Origin of the sequence: Nocardioides sp. Soil796 (assembly GCF_001429525.1) — a bacterium.
Classification (GTDB): Bacteria; Actinomycetota; Actinomycetes; order Propionibacteriales; family Nocardioidaceae; genus Nocardioides.
On the sequence record NZ_LMSQ01000021.1, the window covers coordinates 122693 to 136052 of the forward strand.

General features: G+C 69.7%; 18 protein-coding genes. 9 read left to right on the forward strand and 9 right to left on the reverse strand.

What is annotated here, in order from left to right; translation table 11 throughout:
• Positions 1-28: 28 nt before the first annotated feature.
• Both ASH02_RS23460 and ASH02_RS23465 read right to left on the reverse strand, forming a co-directional pair.
• Positions 29-703 (reverse strand): RsmD family RNA methyltransferase, encoded by a 675-nt coding sequence (locus ASH02_RS23460; protein WP_056687571.1) that lies wholly within the window; start codon positions 701-703, stop codon positions 29-31.
• Between the two features lie 48 nt (positions 704-751).
• Entirely contained in the window at positions 752-1333 is a 582-nt protein-coding gene (locus ASH02_RS23465; RefSeq protein WP_056687569.1) for a cysteine hydrolase family protein, read from the reverse strand.
• Positions 1334-1415: 82 nt separating this feature from the next.
• Between ASH02_RS23465 and ASH02_RS23470 the strand changes: the two genes are divergently transcribed.
• The 4 genes from ASH02_RS23470 to ASH02_RS23480 all read left to right on the forward strand — a co-directional run bounded on the left by ASH02_RS23470 (position 1416) and on the right by ASH02_RS23480 (position 3074).
• Complete coding sequence (locus tag ASH02_RS23470) at positions 1416-1916, forward strand: hypothetical protein (RefSeq protein WP_056687566.1); 501 nt, start codon at positions 1416-1418, stop codon at positions 1914-1916.
• A gap of 98 nt (positions 1917-2014) precedes the next feature.
• On the forward strand, positions 2015-2158 hold the full coding sequence (locus ASH02_RS26755) for a GPGG-motif small membrane protein (RefSeq protein WP_200950045.1): 144 nt from the start codon (positions 2015-2017) through the stop codon (positions 2156-2158).
• Positions 2159-2160: 2 nt separating this feature from the next.
• Positions 2161-2457, forward strand: a complete 297-nt coding sequence (locus tag ASH02_RS23475; protein WP_056687564.1) for a DUF4235 domain-containing protein — start codon at positions 2161-2163, stop codon at positions 2455-2457.
• 5 nt (positions 2458-2462) lie between these two features.
• The gene (locus tag ASH02_RS23480) at positions 2463-3074 is read left to right on the forward strand and encodes a flavodoxin family protein (protein ID WP_056687562.1); all 612 of its coding nucleotides are present in this window, start codon (positions 2463-2465) and stop codon (positions 3072-3074) included.
• A gap of 42 nt (positions 3075-3116) precedes the next feature.
• On the opposite strand, the gene ASH02_RS23485 is transcribed toward ASH02_RS23480, so the two are convergent.
• Positions 3117-3947 carry a class II glutamine amidotransferase gene (locus ASH02_RS23485; RefSeq protein WP_056687560.1) on the reverse strand — a complete coding sequence of 277 codons (831 nt, stop codon included), beginning with the start codon at positions 3945-3947 and terminating at the stop codon, positions 3117-3119.
• A 46-nt stretch (positions 3948-3993) separates the two neighbouring features.
• Between ASH02_RS23485 and ASH02_RS23490 the strand changes: the two genes are divergently transcribed.
• The 3 genes from ASH02_RS23490 (at position 3994) to ASH02_RS23500 (ending at position 6171) form a co-directional block, all read left to right on the forward strand.
• On the forward strand, positions 3994-5133 hold the full coding sequence (locus ASH02_RS23490; RefSeq protein ID WP_056687748.1) for a carboxylate-amine ligase: 1140 nt from the start codon (positions 3994-3996) through the stop codon (positions 5131-5133).
• Positions 5134-5212: 79 nt separating this feature from the next.
• Positions 5213-5707 (forward strand): pyridoxamine 5'-phosphate oxidase family protein, encoded by a 495-nt coding sequence (locus tag ASH02_RS23495; RefSeq protein WP_056687558.1) that lies wholly within the window; start codon positions 5213-5215, stop codon positions 5705-5707.
• Between the two features lie 92 nt (positions 5708-5799).
• Entirely contained in the window at positions 5800-6171 is a 372-nt protein-coding gene (locus ASH02_RS23500) for a VOC family protein (RefSeq protein WP_056687556.1), read from the forward strand.
• A 28-nt stretch (positions 6172-6199) separates the two neighbouring features.
• Here the strand turns inward: ASH02_RS23500 and ASH02_RS23505 are convergent, their stop codons facing one another.
• Entirely contained in the window at positions 6200-6964 is a 765-nt protein-coding gene (locus ASH02_RS23505; RefSeq protein WP_162251042.1) for a phosphatase PAP2 family protein, read from the reverse strand.
• 142 nt (positions 6965-7106) lie between these two features.
• Between ASH02_RS23505 and ASH02_RS23510 the strand changes: the two genes are divergently transcribed.
• Complete coding sequence (locus ASH02_RS23510; protein ID WP_056687553.1) at positions 7107-7577, forward strand: hypothetical protein; 471 nt, start codon at positions 7107-7109, stop codon at positions 7575-7577.
• 10 nt (positions 7578-7587) lie between these two features.
• Here the strand turns inward: ASH02_RS23510 and ASH02_RS23515 are convergent, their stop codons facing one another.
• The 5 genes from ASH02_RS23515 to ASH02_RS23535 all read right to left on the reverse strand — a co-directional run bounded on the left by ASH02_RS23515 (position 7588) and on the right by ASH02_RS23535 (position 12786).
• Positions 7588-8508 carry a 2-hydroxyacid dehydrogenase gene (locus tag ASH02_RS23515; RefSeq protein WP_056687551.1) on the reverse strand — a complete coding sequence of 307 codons (921 nt, stop codon included), beginning with the start codon at positions 8506-8508 and terminating at the stop codon, positions 7588-7590.
• Positions 8509-8550: 42 nt separating this feature from the next.
• Complete coding sequence (locus tag ASH02_RS23520) at positions 8551-9750, reverse strand: MFS transporter (protein WP_056687549.1); 1200 nt, start codon at positions 9748-9750, stop codon at positions 8551-8553.
• A 2-nt stretch (positions 9751-9752) separates the two neighbouring features.
• Complete coding sequence (locus tag ASH02_RS23525) at positions 9753-10361, reverse strand: winged helix-turn-helix domain-containing protein (protein ID WP_056687547.1); 609 nt, start codon at positions 10359-10361, stop codon at positions 9753-9755.
• Between the two features lie 221 nt (positions 10362-10582).
• Positions 10583-11674 (reverse strand): hypothetical protein, encoded by a 1092-nt coding sequence (locus tag ASH02_RS23530; protein ID WP_056687545.1) that lies wholly within the window; start codon positions 11672-11674, stop codon positions 10583-10585.
• Positions 11671-12786: a hypothetical protein gene (locus ASH02_RS23535; RefSeq protein WP_056687542.1), complete on the reverse strand. Its 1116-nt coding sequence runs from the start codon at positions 12784-12786 to the stop codon at positions 11671-11673. The genes ASH02_RS23530 and ASH02_RS23535 overlap by 4 nt, the downstream gene beginning before the upstream one ends.
• 59 nt (positions 12787-12845) lie before the next feature.
• Here ASH02_RS23535 and ASH02_RS23540 point away from each other — a divergent pair, with 59 nt between their 5' ends.
• Positions 12846-13283 carry a GNAT family N-acetyltransferase gene (locus ASH02_RS23540; RefSeq protein ID WP_056687540.1) on the forward strand — a complete coding sequence of 146 codons (438 nt, stop codon included), beginning with the start codon at positions 12846-12848 and terminating at the stop codon, positions 13281-13283.
• Positions 13284-13360 lie beyond the last annotated feature (77 nt).

The window sequence follows — 13360 nt, forward strand, 5'->3', positions numbered from 1 at the left end:
GCCGCTGCGGTACCCGCCGGGACCGGTTTCAGACGTTCGTCGCGGGCTTCCGCTTCGCACGGTGACCGGGTCGACGGAGCAGCACCAGGACACCGCGCTTCCCGAAGGCGCGGACCTCCGATGCGACGAGGTCGACCTCGCCGACCATCCAGTCCCCGAGGTCGTCGGCCTGGGCGACGCTTCCCAGCTGGAGCACCGCGAGACCATCGCTGTGGAGGCAACGGTCGATGGTGAGCAGGCAGGCCCGGGCCAGTGCCAGCCCGTCATCCCCACCGTCGATCGCGACCAGCGGGTCTTCCGGGAAGCGATCGGTGTGGGCTGCCGGGACCCAGGGCGGGTCGGCGATCACCAGCGGGAAGACCTCGTCCGCGTCGAGGCAGTCGTCCACCGGCCGTCGGCGAACCTCCACCCGCTCGGCCAGGCCGGCCACGGCCGCGTTGCCGGCCGCGAAGTCGCAGGCCACGGCGTCGATGTCGACCAGCACGCCGTCGCGTCCGGTGCTCGCGATCGCCAACAGGCCGATGTGACCGGCACCTGTGCAGAGCTCGAGCAGTCTCCCCGGCGGTACGGCGAGGGCCAGCTCCGCGGCCCACGCCGACTGCGCCGCGGTCCACGGACGTGGCTCGAGCACGCGCTCGTCGTACACGATCGTGAGATCGCCGAAGGTGAGCTGCCGGGCGGCCGGGGCCTGGGAGGTGCGCATGTGCCGCGCGGTACCCGCCGCGTGGCCCCGTATGCCCTGTGGTCGAGGTCAGCCAGTGCGTGAGATCAGGCTGTCCGGACCGTTGAGCAGGTCGGAGGTGCAGAGCCTTCGGAACCTGAACTCGTCGCACAGCATCTCCAGCGTCGGCTCATGCAGCTCCGGTCGGTGCGAGGCGATTGCGTCCTCGACCAGCACGACGTGGAAGTCGTGGGCGTAGGCGTCCGCTGCAGTGGCCGCCACACAGGTGTGCGTCGACACCCCGGCGACGATGAGCAGGTCGATGCCGCGTGCGCGCAGCTGGTTCTCGAAGTCGGTCCCGTGAAACGCACTGTCGCGTGTCTTCACGACCTCGATCGCGCCGTCGGAGGCCAGCCCGGGGAGCGCCTGTGCGTCACTGTCCCCGGCGATGAGGAAGCCCATGTCGTCCTCCAGCATGTTGAGGGTCCAGGTCGACCGGTCAGGGAGGTGCTCGGTGCGCACCTGGAAGACCGGGACACCTCTGCGTCCGGCCCAGTGGTGCAGCTCGCTGCACCGTGCGGCGAGATCGCGTGCCCGGGGTGCGAGCGGGCCGGAGGAGAAGAAGGCGTCCTGCATGTCGATGACGACGACGGCGGGCGTGGATCCGTTCACGGCGCCAAACTACCGTTGCCGGGGGTCCCTTTCCCGCGAACGGGTACCGGAGTGCAGGTTCCCCTACGAATCGAGGACACCCATGGACGACGACCTGCTGCTCGGACAGCTCCAGCACCACTGGGCCGGCTCGAGCGCCGGCGTCGCCTTGTTCGAGCGCGTCGGACGCACGCACGGCGATCCGGAGGTGGCCGCGGAGATCCGGCTCATGGCGGCCGCGGTCAACGACGATCGTGAAGCGCTGCGACAGATCATCCTCAAGGTCGGCGGGAAACCGTCATCCGTCGCGGCCACCGGTGCTCGTGTCGCCGAGCTGCTGGGTCGCCTCAAGCCGAACGGGCGGATCGTCCGGCGCTCCCCGCTCACCGACGTGCTCGAGCTGGAGATGTTGCGTACGGCGGTCTCCGGCAAGCGGAGCGGCTGGCAGCTGCTGCGTGCACTGGCACCGCATGACTCCCGGCTCGACGAACGTGCACTGGACGAGCTCCTGCGCCGCGCGGAGGACGAGCTGACCCGCCTGGAGAAGATGCACGTGAGGGTCGGGCTCGAGCGGTTGCTGGAGCCTGAACCCGGTGGCGACTAGGGCTCGTTCGGCAAGCGGGCGGGTGAAACCGTCGGTTCGGGGTACCGGGACGGCCACGCGACCCGGCATCCGGCCGGTCGCAGACTTGGGAGGGTCACATGGCACTCGTCTTGTGGATCTTGGCCGTCATTCTGGTGGTCAGCGGAATCGTCTCGCTGGTGCGAGGACAGATCCTCTGGGGGGCAGTCCTGATCATCGTCGGACTGCTCGTCGGACCCGGCGGCGTCAGCCTCTTCACGTAGAGATGGCCGCGGAACGCAGGGGCAGCACCTCCGCGAAGGTGCTCTACCGCCCAGTGGGGCTGGTCACGTCCGTCGTGGCCGGCCTCCTGGCGAGCTCGGTCTTCCGGTGGGTGTGGAAGCGCGCCGCCCATGGCGATCGTGCAGATCCCCCGAAGCCCCTCGAGAGCGAGTACGCGCTCAAGGAGATCCTCGCTGCCGCCGTGGTCCAGGGCGCGATCTACGCAGTGGTGCGTGCCCTGACCGAGCGCGGGGGAGCGCGGGCCTTCGAGAGGGTCACCGGGGACTGGCCGGGGAGCTGACCTCCATGACTTCCCTCAGCTGCCTCATCCTCAACTGCACGCTCAAGTCCTCGCCGGCCGAGTCCAGTTCCGAGCTCCTCGGATCACAGGTCCTCGCTGCGCTGCTGGACCACGGGGTGACCGGCGAGATGCAGCGCGTCGTGGACCACGACGTGCGTTTCGGGGTGAGCACCGACGAGGGTGACGGAGACGAATGGCCGGTGCTGCGCGAGAAGGTGCTGGCCGCCGACATCCTCGTGCTGGTCACCCCGATCTGGCTGGGACAGCCGTCGTCGGTGTGCAAGATGGTGCTCGAACGCCTCGATGCCGAGCTCTCGGAGACGGACGACGACGGCCGCATGCTGACCTATGACAAGGTCGCCGGCATCGGCGTGGTCGGCAACGAGGACGGCGCCCACCACGTGACCGCCGAGCTGTGCCAGGCGCTCAGCGATGTCGGGTTCAGCCTGCCCGCCAATGCGGTGACCTACTGGGTGGGGGAAGCGATGCAGGGCGTCGACTACAAGGACAAGCAGCCCACCCCGGAGAAGACCGTCGAGACCACCAGGACGCTGGCACTCAATGCGTCTCACCTTGCCGGGCTGCTGGCGAAGTCGCCGTACCCGGCCACGAGTTGACCGGGTAGCACCATGAACGGCAGGCCGTCGTACGACGGGGGCTCAGGAGCCGTCGACGTCGAGGCCATCCACATCGAGAATGGCGATCGGATCCAGGCGGGTGACCTCCCGGGTGGCGAGGTCGACCATGACGGCGGTGTCCGCCGGCACCGGTGTCCATCCGGCCTGGCCCAGGCCGCTGGAGACGATCTCGAGCCGGCCGTCGTGCTCGCGGTAGTCCATCGCGAAGTACTCCGTCGTGTGCCGCGGCGGGATCTCGCCCTCGTCGTCGAAGAGCTCGCGCAGTGCCCGCAGTGGCGAGTCGGCGCGCGAGTTGATGTGGATGGCGAACATGTGGGTCGGTGTCAGCATCAGCGCGTTCAGGCTGCACCGGGGGAACTTCTTGATCAGCGTGCTGAGGGCAGTGGTCACGCCCACCGCCTCGTCGTCGTGCTCCTCGACGCTCTGGTGGACGAAGCGGAAGTAGCGCTCACTGTCGGTGTCGCCACGCAGCATCGACCGCGTCCTGGGGGTCAACAGGGCCTCGAGCTCGGCGATCGGGTGGATGTGGCCGTTGTGCGCGAACGCGGCGTCGTGGGCGAAGAACGGATGTGTGTTCTCGGGCCGGACCTCGAGGCCTCCGGTCGCCCAGCGCAGGTGCACCAGACCCGCACCGGAGAGAGGCTCGCGCACGAGAATTCCGTAGGTCTCGTCGATGTCGGCCGAGCGCGGCGAGCTGGACGTGCGGGTGGTGCCGTCCTTTGCGTGCCACGCCATGCCCCAACCGTCGGAGTGGACCGAGGTCAACGACGTGAACGCGGCGAGGCCCTCCTGGCCGAGCAGGTCGGCGACCGAGCACGGGGACTGGGTGACGTATCCGAAGAGGCGACACATGGCGGTGGGAGACCTTCCGGCCGACGAAGGGCAGGTGCGAAGCGCGATGAACGAACGCTCCAGGACAGGTACCCCGGATCTGTTCAGGACAGTCGGGGTCGAGGAGGAGCTCCTGCTCGTGGACGCCGAGACCGGCGCACCACGGTCGACGGCCAGCCACGTGCTGCGCGTGGCGGCCCGGCACGGCGACGGTGAGGCCGACGCGGACGACGTCGGTGGTTCCGTCGGACCGGAGCTCCAGGAGCAGCAGGTCGAGACGGACACGCCTCCCGAGGAGGACCTCGGCCTGCTCGAGATCCAGCTGGGCACGTGGCGTGAGAAGGCACGTGCGGCCGCGGCCGAGTCCGGGACGCTGGTGCTGGCCAGTGGCACCACCCCGCTGCCGGTGCGACCCCAGACCTTCGACGACGAGCGTTACTCCGAGATGGCGGACCGCTTCGGACTGACCGCGAGCGAGCAGCTCACCTGCGGCTGCCACGTGCATGTCTCGGTCTCCTCCGACGACGAGGCGGTCGGCGCACTGGACCGGATCAGGGTGTGGCTGCCGGTGCTGCTCGCGGTGAGCGCCAACTCGCCGTACTGGCAGGGAACCGACTCCGGCTACGACAGCTACCGGTCGCAGGCATTGACCCGGTGGCCGACCAACGGGCCGACCGAGGTCTTCGGCAGCGGTCGGGCGTACGACGAGCACCTGCGCAGGCTCACCGACACCGGAGTGCCGCTCGACGAGGGAATGGCCTACTTCGACGCCCGGCCGTCACGCAGGTACCCCACGCTCGAGGTGCGGGTGGCCGACGTGTGCCTGGACCCGCGCGACGCCGTGCTCGTCGCAGCGCTGGCCCGGGGGCTGGTCTCGACGGCGGCCGCCGACTGGCGCCGGGGTGTCGAGCCGGACTCCGCCTCCGTCGCCCTGTTGCGGCTGGCCATGTGGCAGGCAGGCAAGCGCGGCACCTCCGGTGACCTCCTCGACCCGGTCACCCACCGGCCGAAGCCGGCCCGTGAGGTGGTGGAGTCACTGGTCGCCCATGTGGCGTCGGCGCTGGAGGCGACGGGTGACACCGCACGGGTCCAGGAAGGCGTCGACCGGGTGTTCTCCCGGGGCACCGGCGCCGCCCGGCAGCGCGCGATCGTCGCGGAGGAGGGACGCCTCGACCGCGCAGTGGTGCGGCTGGCCCGGCTCACCTGACTCCACTGATGCCGACCCGAAGGTGGACGCGGGTGGATCGGCGCAGCATGATCGGTGATGACCGGACGAGGAGGCATTGATGAACCACCACCTTCGGGTGCATGCGCTCAACATCGTCGACGCGACGCGCTATCTGGTGCTCGGCACGGTCGACGACGCGGGCCATCCGTGGACGTCGCCGGTCTACTTCTCGTCGCGCGGGGTGCGTGAGTTCTTCTGGCAGTCGGCCACCGACTCCGTCCACTCGCGCAATCTCGAGCGACATCCGCGGGTCAGCCTGACCGTCTTCGACTCGACGGTCGCGCCGTACCACGGCCGGGCGGTGTACGCCGTCGGCCAGGCCGCTCCGCTCTCCGGGCCCGACCTCGACGAGGCGTTGGAGGCCTACCCGCGGGCGGCCGAGCGCCTGCACGCTGCCTCGTCGCGCGACGAGATGACCGAGCCCTCGCTGTACCGGCTCTATCGCGTGGTCGCCGACGAGGTGTGGGTGCTGTGCCCGCGCCCGCCCGGCCAGCCGTGCCCGTTGCACGGCGTCGCGGCGGACCACCGGGCGCTCGTCGACCTCGATGACTGAGATCGGAATTGCGGTCAACACCTGGCCTGATGCGGTCATAGCCTGAAGTCTGTCGCCTCGGGAGAGCTCGGGGCTGGATCCCGAGGAGAGTCATGGACTTCAAAATCGAACTCATTCCGCTCGCGGTGGCCGACGTCGACCGCTCGATCGAGTTCTACGGCAAGGGCCTGGGCTGGAGCATCGACCACGACCAGACCGTCTCGCCCGAGCTGCGCTTCGTGCAGGTGACACCGCCCGGTTCGGCCTGCTCGTTCTGCTTCGGGGTCGGACTCCAGATGATGCCGGAGGGTTCCTCGCAGTTCATCCAGGTCGTCGTCTCGGATGCGGACGAGGCGTTGGCCTACCTGCGCGAGCGTGGCATCGAGTGCGAGGGCGTCGACGACCAGCCGTGGGGCCGCTTCGTCTACCTCACCGACCCGGACGGCAACCGCTGGGCGTTCCAGCAGATCGTGATCCCGTCCTGACGGCGGGGCATCTGGTCGTCGTACGAACTCATCGACGTGGAAGCTCGGGCTGGCGCCTCATCGACCACCAGGTCGCCACGGCAAGCGAGGCGAGCACGATCGTGTCGCCGGCCACCGCGTCGAGGAAGTAGTGGTTGCCGGTCAGCACGACGGCGACCACCATCAGCAGCGGAAGCACTCTGCCGGCCATCCGAACCCAGGCATGTCCGGACTCGCGGACCAGGGCGATGCCGACCAGCAGGTCCCAGCCGACGTGGAAGCTCGGCATCGCGGCGTACGGGTTGGTGAACGCCGGTGGTTGCAACACGCGGTAGGCGTTGGTCTGGGTGGTCACCGTGTCGAGGAAGCCGAGGTCCATCAGGCGCGGCGGGGCGACCGGGTAGAAGGCGACGATCGCCATCCCCACCAGGCCCGAGATCAGCAGTGCGTTGCGGTAGACCGGGTAGGCGTCGGGGCGGCGCCACGCCAGCCAGACGAAGACCGTCCCGATCACCGGCCAGTGGCCGTAGATGTAGATGGCGTTGACCACGGTCATCAGGCCGGGCAGGTCCATCGCGAAGGACTGGGCCTGCTGCTCGACGAAGATGCCGAGGCTGCGCTCGAGCGCGACGAGGTCGTGCGCGTTCGACGTCGCCGTGGCGGCGTCGCCCACCGTGAGACTGCGTACGCCGAAGTACGTGGCCGCCGCGACCGCCAGCAGCACGAGCTGCCGGAGCACGAAACCGACGAGGGTGCGCGGTGGCGGCGTGGTGGCCTGGTCCGGAACGGCAGTGGGTCGGTCGAGAAGTGTCACCTGTCCACCGGACCACGCGTGGTGGGCCGGCCACATCGGGGCGAGCCCCGGACTGCACCCCGAGGCCGGGGTCGGGGTTCGGTCAGGGCCGGTGGCGCGTGTGTGCCCGGCCTGCCCGGCCACCACGCCCTAGAGTCGCTCTATGCCGACGCAGCAGGTGGAGAGCATCCGGGGCCGGTTCGAGCGGCTGCCCACGCGCGAGCACGCGGCCGGTGCGACCGCCGGTTCGATCGCGATCTCGCACCGGTGGGTGGCGGAGAAGAAGGGGCGGCGCAGGTCGACCGGCCGGTGGTACCGCATCTCGGCGGAGGAGTCCGGCGGCTCGATCTTCCGGGTGCTCACCTTCGACCCGACGCTGTCCTACGGCGGCGCACAGGGCGACCTCGTCATCGACTGGGCGGGCTGGCTGGTGCTGACGGACTACGCCGAGGACACCGGAGCCGGCCTCGCGCTCGAGTTCCGGCGGGCCCGGTGGTGGCACTACCCGCGGATCGCGGTCACGCACCCGGACCCGGTGTCGCGCGTCGCGTTGCGGGTCTCCGCAGTCGCCTTCGTGCTCGGGGTGATCCCTTTCCTGGTCTCGCTGATCGGGTGGCTGGCTGACCTCGGCTGAGTGGCCCGAGTCAGCGCTGGATCACGTTGAGCTGCGGCTCTCCGGCGACGTACCGCGCCAGCTGGGCCTCGACCAGCCGGTCGACCCGCGACAGCATCGCGGTGGTCCCTCCGGCCGAGTGCGGAGTGATCAGCACCGACGGGGCGGCCCACAGCGGGTGGTCGGCCGGGAGCGGTTCGGGGTCGGTGACGTCGAGGGCCGCCGAGATGCGGCCCGCCTCGGCGAGCAGTGCGTCGGTGTCGACGACCGGACCGCGCGAGAGGTTCACCAGCAGCGCGCCGTCGTGCATCCGGGCGAGGAACGCGGCATCGACGAGGTGGTGGGTCTCGTCGTTCAGCGGAGTCAGCAGGACGACCACGTCGGCGCTGGGGAGCAGCTGCGGGAGCTCGGTCATCGGCGCGGAGCCGTCGCGTCCGCTGCGCGTCACCCCGGTCACCGTGCACTCGAAGCCCTCGAGTCGACGCGCCAGTGCCTGGCCGATGCTGCCGAAACCGACGATCACCACATGCCTGTCGGCCAGCGACGGGCCGGCGTTGTCGCTGTCCCACACGCGCTCCGTCTGGGCCTTCACGAAGCGCGGGAGCTGGCGGATCGACGCGAGGATCAGCGCCACGCCCATCTCTGCCGTCGCCGGGTCGTGCACCCCTCGGGCATTGCAGAGCGTCGTACCCGCCGGCACCCACGGGGCGATGTCGTCGACGCCGGCGCTCTGCGACTGGATGACCTGGAGGTGCTCCATGCGCGGGATCAGGTGCTGGTAGTCGAGCTTCGCCGTGTACGGCGTGACCCAGAACGTGGTGGTCCTCAGCACCTCGGGATCCATGCCCTCACGGAACTCGTTGTAGGTCAGTCCGGCCGGCGGATCCTGCAGCCGGCTGACCGGGAACGGCAGGGTCACGACGGCGGTGGTGGTGGTGGGTGGTGACGGCAAGGAGTCCTCCAGTACGACGGCGGTCGGTCCAGCCTAGGTGTCCTACAGGGCGAGCGCCTCGCGCATCGACGGACGCCGCAGCTGCGCCGCCAGGTAGGCCGCCGCGACCAGCGTCAGGGCGCCCATCAACGCCCAGATCACCTGATAGCTCAGCAGCGTCACCAGCGCGGCACCGACGATGAGCGAGAGGGCCTGCGGCGTGCCGAGCAGCACCTCGATGGCGGTAGACACCCGGCCCATCAGGCGTTGCGGCGTACGTCGTTGGACCAGCGTGGTGAACGCGACGAAGGTGAGCGGCAGCGTGAAGCCCATCAGCATGATCGGCGCGAACAACAGGGTCAGCGTGGGGGCGAGGGAGACGCCGAGGAACGACGTGCCCATCAGGAAGAGGCCGAGCGCGATCGAGGCCGGCTCGCCGAGCGAGCGCACCAGCCGGCTGGCGCAGAGCCCTCCGACGATCGCGCCGAGGCCCTGCACGCTGACCAGCACCCCGACGTACTCGGCCGGCTTGTGGAACGCGTCGGTGATCGCATAGATCGACGCCTCCGCGTAGCCGAGCACCAGCAGCAGGATGGCGAACGAGATCACCACCTGGCGCAGCACCGGCTCATGGGCGAGGTGGCGGGCGCCGGCCGTCATCTCCGACCAGAAGTCGGCATCCTCGCGCTCGGGCAGGTCCTCGGTGAGCTTGATCCGCGCGATGCAGACCGCCGCGACCAGGAACGAGACCATGTCGACCACCACGACGCCCCACCCGTGGGTGAGTGCGAAGAGGGCGGCGCCGACCAGGGGGCCGAAGAGCCGGTAGCCCTCCTTGACCGTCTGCAACGAGGCGTTGGCGTCGACCAGGAGTTCGTCGGGGAGCAGCTCCTTGAGGAGCCCGTTGAGGCCGGCCGGCAGCACCACCATCGAGACTCCGTAGAGGAACGCGACGCTCCAGATGATCCAGACGTGGCTCGCGTCGTGCACGAAGAGCAGGGGAGTTAGCATGACCGCGGAGGCGACGTTTCCCCAGACCAGCAAGGGCTTTCGCCGCATCCGGTCGATCGTCGCGCCGAGCAGGGGAGCGATCAGCGTCGGCAGGAGCATGAAGAGGAAGGTCAGTCCGGCAAGGCCGTTGGAGTCAGTCAGCGTCTTCACCCAGAGGCTGAAGACGAGCAGCATGATCGAGTCGCCGAGCATCGAGGTCGTCGTGCCGGCGAACAGCCAGCCGAAGCCGGGGGAGCGGAACGCTGCGCGCATGGCTAGTCCGCGTGAGGTGCGTCGCCGTCGGGCGTCGGCTCGATCACGTCGTACGTCGGCACGGCCCAGGCCAGGAACGCGCACAGCCGTGAACCGGGTGGCCGCAGCGAGGGGTCGTCGTGCCGGTCGAGGGAGCGGGTGGCGATCTCCTTGAGCGTCTCGTTGATCTCGGCGAGCTCGTCGGCGGTCAGCCACAGCAGCGACTGGTTGACGTTCGCCGCCTCGTCCCAGACGGGGTCGTCCGTGCGGAGGCGTTCGAGGGCGTGGTCGAGGCGGGTGCGTTCGCGGTCGACCATCATGCGGGTCATCGCGGTGCCGGTACGTCGGGTCTCGTCGTCGTCCTCCGCCCCGCCCCAGCTGAGTCCGCGCGAGGTGGCCTGCCACGGGCGCTGCCGTCCCTTGCCGCCCTCGGCCGGCTCGACGAACCCGTGCTCGGCGAGCTTGCGCAGGTGCCAGGAGCAGTTCGCCGGCGTCTCGTCGAGGAGGTCGCCCAGCTCGGTGGCGGTGAGCGCACCACGCAGCACGATGTGCTCGTAGATCTCCTGGCGCACCGGGTGGGCCAGCGCCCGCAGCGCCCCGGCGTCGGTCAGTCGCCTCGTCTCCTGTCGCATGCGTCGAAACTACTCTTTCGAAACACTTCTTGCAATACATCGCGAACCGTGGATTCTTGCGCCCCGAACCGTGGATTCTTGCGGTGCGAACCGTGATAGGAACAGGGCTCATGGACCGGCCTGACGTTCACCGTGATTGCCGGGCTCTTCGTCACGCTCGGCCTGCTGTTGATGATCGGAGACCTCGAGGCGGTCGGCCTGGTGGTTGTCGGCGCGTTGCGCTAGTTGCCGTCGACCGGCCGCAGCGGCAGGCGGGCCCGGACCGACAAGGTGCCTGCCCCCTCCGCCAGCGTGAAGACCTGTCGGAAGGCGAGCTCGCGTGGCGCGGCGTCGACGTCCACGCGGAACACCACCCGCCCGGACGTGGTGCTCCGCCCGCCGTTCAGCCTCTGCCGGTGCACGGCCCGACGCCCATCCAGAGTGAAGAGTGGGCCGCTCTGGCGAGTGATGTAGAAGGAGTTGCCGGCCCGGTCCTCGGCATAGCCGCCGAACATCTGCAGGAGTACGCCGGCCCACAGGCTTCCCTCGTCGGCCCAACCGAGATCGCTGTCGTAGGGGTAGAGGGTGAGGTAGCTCGCGGTGAACCCGGCGCCGGCGGGGAGCAGGGCCTGACCGGGCCTCGCCGCGACGACGTTGCAGTCGTCCTCGACCTCGGCGCAACCGGCGTCATAGTGCCGTTGCGGTTCGTAGAGTGCCTGTGCCGCTCCGGCATCGATGGTGCCGGAGGCCACGTCGACGACCTGCGTGAGGCCGTCGTACTCGACCTCGATGCGCAGGTCGTCGGGCGCCAGCTTGCCGCGGAGCGCGATCACCACGAACTGGGGGTCGAGGGCGTCGAGGGTGTCACTGGGATCCTCGAGCTTCACCGAGTCCACGGTCACGCGCTGGTCACCGGCGGCGAGACGGATCTCGATCGGGTTCGGGTCGTTCTCGCGACCGAAGCCGCCGATCGCGCGGATCCTCCACGTCACCGGCACGAGGCTGCCGCCCTTCGGGGCGTGCAGGTCCCGGTACCTGCTGCTGCGTGGATCGTCGAAGTCGTAGCTGACCAGGTCGTGGTCCAGCGCATCGGTGGGGTCCGCGACGCTGACCGTGACCTCGCTTCCCGGCAGCAGCACGGTCTGCTCGGTGCCGTACGGCGACGCATCCAACGGGAGGGTCTTCCCGACTTCGAGCACGTCCACCGGGTCGTCGCGGAGCTCGCCCGCCAGTCGCACGGACAGTACGACGGCCTCGACCATCAGGGCCGCCGTCACGATCACGAGGGCCGTGCGCAGGTGGTTGGGGCGGGTCCGGATCTCCGTCTCGCTCATGCCAGTTTCCTTCCCGGGACGGTCCAGGCGATCACGGTGCGCTTGCGCTCGGTCACGATCGCGTCGCCCACGTGGGCCCGGACATGGGCGGAGAGGGCGAGGTCTCCGGCAGGTTCGCCGGCGGCCACGTCGAAGACGAACTGGTCTCCGTCGGGACTGCTCAGGTAGCCGTTGTCGAATGAGCTCAGGTCACTGCTCCTGACGCTGGGTCGTCCCTCGAGACTCGCCGACAGGGTGAAGCTGGAACGCCACAAGGCAATGGCCTCGGTGCGCACGCTCACGTCGTGCGGCGGCTCGACCTGGACGACCATGAACTCGCGACCGGGTTCGGCCCACCCGATCCCGTCGACGTACGGCGTGCGCAGGCTCACCGTCACCGTGCACGTCACGTACTCCGGATAGCTGATCCGCAAGGGGGAGTCGTCACCGCGAAGCGCGGGTCGTTGGCGGAAGCGCCCGCAGCCGAAGTCGTCGAGGTCCGCGAGCTCCTCTGCGCTGGGGATGTCCGCCAGTGCGGCGGCCCTCCCGTTGTCGACCGAGCCGTCGGAGGCGTCGACCACCTGGGTCTCGTCGTCGACGGTGATGCGGACCTCGATGTCCTTCGGGTGGCCCTCGACTGCGACCCACCTCTCGCCGCCCTGATCGAGGGGGCCGTTGGGATCGAGGCCGAGGCCGCCGGGGCCACTCAACGGATAGTCCTTCCCGTCCGCACGCAGCACGACCTCGATCTCCATCACGAAGGGCGTGGCGATCGTGGCCACCGGGATCCTGTCCTCGATGGTGGCCTGGACGCGGACGAAACTGCCGCCGTCGGGTGCCTGCAGGTTGGCCGGTGCGCCGGACAGGTCGGGCAACGTGTCCTTCGGCTCTCCTGCGGCCACGTGCAGCCGGGCCCACGGGATCCACACGGTCGCCTGGTCGGGCAGGTCCTTCGCGGGCGACGGCGCCCGGAACACGTCGCCGACCTCGGCACGCGGACGGCGGTCGTCCTTCTTGACCACGACCAGGGTGAGGGCCAGCGCCGCGACGACGACTGCCATCACTGCGGCCAGCAGGGGCAGGAGGCGCCGCCGCACAGGAGGGCGGTCCGCGCCGGATTCGTCGTCGTTCACGGACTGTTCTTTCCCGAGCGCGCACCACCGCAAACGGGGGGTACGGCAGACTCGGGTCCATGACTGATCCAGCCACGTTCACCCTGCACAGAGGCGGCGCCGACGGTTCCCTCGACGAGCGGCTCGACGCGGGCCTGACCGAGTTCAACCGCGCGGCCACCCCGGGAGTCCCCGACGCGGAGGAGTTCACGGTGGCCGTCAAGGACGCGGACGGCGAGCTGGCTGCGGGTGTCAGTGGCTGGACCTGGGGCACCGCCGCCGGCATCGGCATGACGTGGGTCCGTGACGACGTACGTCGCGACGGGTGGGGTGGTCGTCTCCTCGACGAGGCCGAGCAGGTCGCCCGTGACCGCGGCTGCGTGCAGATGCTGGTCTCGTCGTTCACCTTCCAGGCGCCGGGCTTCTACGAGAGCCGCGGGTACGTCGAGTTCGCCCGCACCGAGGGCATTCCGACGGCCGGATCGGCCGACGTGCACTTCCGGAAGTCGCTCGACTGATCGCCCCACTCGGCCGGTCGGAAACGCGGCGTGAAACTCGTCGTGAATGCGCCTGAGTGGCGGTCGGTGTTGCGTCG

Coding starts and splice junctions, on each gene's coding strand:
- ASH02_RS23480 (WP_056687562.1), top strand. CDS start 2,463: ATGACTTCCCTCAGCTGCCTCATCCTCAACTGCACGCTCAAGTCCTCG.
- ASH02_RS23495 (WP_056687558.1), top strand. CDS start 5,213: ATGAACCACCACCTTCGGGTGCATGCGCTCAACATCGTCGACGCGACG.
- ASH02_RS23485 (WP_056687560.1), bottom strand. CDS start 3,947: ATGTGTCGCCTCTTCGGATACGTCACCCAGTCCCCGTGCTCGGTCGCC.
- ASH02_RS23525 (WP_056687547.1), bottom strand. CDS start 10,361: ATGCGACAGGAGACGAGGCGACTGACCGACGCCGGGGCGCTGCGGGCG.
- ASH02_RS23540 (WP_056687540.1), top strand. CDS start 12,846: ATGACTGATCCAGCCACGTTCACCCTGCACAGAGGCGGCGCCGACGGT.
- ASH02_RS23500 (WP_056687556.1), top strand. CDS start 5,800: ATGGACTTCAAAATCGAACTCATTCCGCTCGCGGTGGCCGACGTCGAC.
- ASH02_RS23490 (WP_056687748.1), top strand. CDS start 3,994: ATGAACGAACGCTCCAGGACAGGTACCCCGGATCTGTTCAGGACAGTC.
- ASH02_RS23510 (WP_056687553.1), top strand. CDS start 7,107: ATGCCGACGCAGCAGGTGGAGAGCATCCGGGGCCGGTTCGAGCGGCTG.
- ASH02_RS26755 (WP_200950045.1), top strand. CDS start 2,015: ATGGCACTCGTCTTGTGGATCTTGGCCGTCATTCTGGTGGTCAGCGGA.
- ASH02_RS23460 (WP_056687571.1), bottom strand. CDS start 703: ATGCGCACCTCCCAGGCCCCGGCCGCCCGGCAGCTCACCTTCGGCGAT.
- ASH02_RS23530 (WP_056687545.1), bottom strand. CDS start 11,674: ATGAGCGAGACGGAGATCCGGACCCGCCCCAACCACCTGCGCACGGCC.
- ASH02_RS23520 (WP_056687549.1), bottom strand. CDS start 9,750: ATGCGCGCAGCGTTCCGCTCCCCCGGCTTCGGCTGGCTGTTCGCCGGC.
- ASH02_RS23470 (WP_056687566.1), top strand. CDS start 1,416: ATGGACGACGACCTGCTGCTCGGACAGCTCCAGCACCACTGGGCCGGC.
- ASH02_RS23475 (WP_056687564.1), top strand. CDS start 2,161: ATGGCCGCGGAACGCAGGGGCAGCACCTCCGCGAAGGTGCTCTACCGC.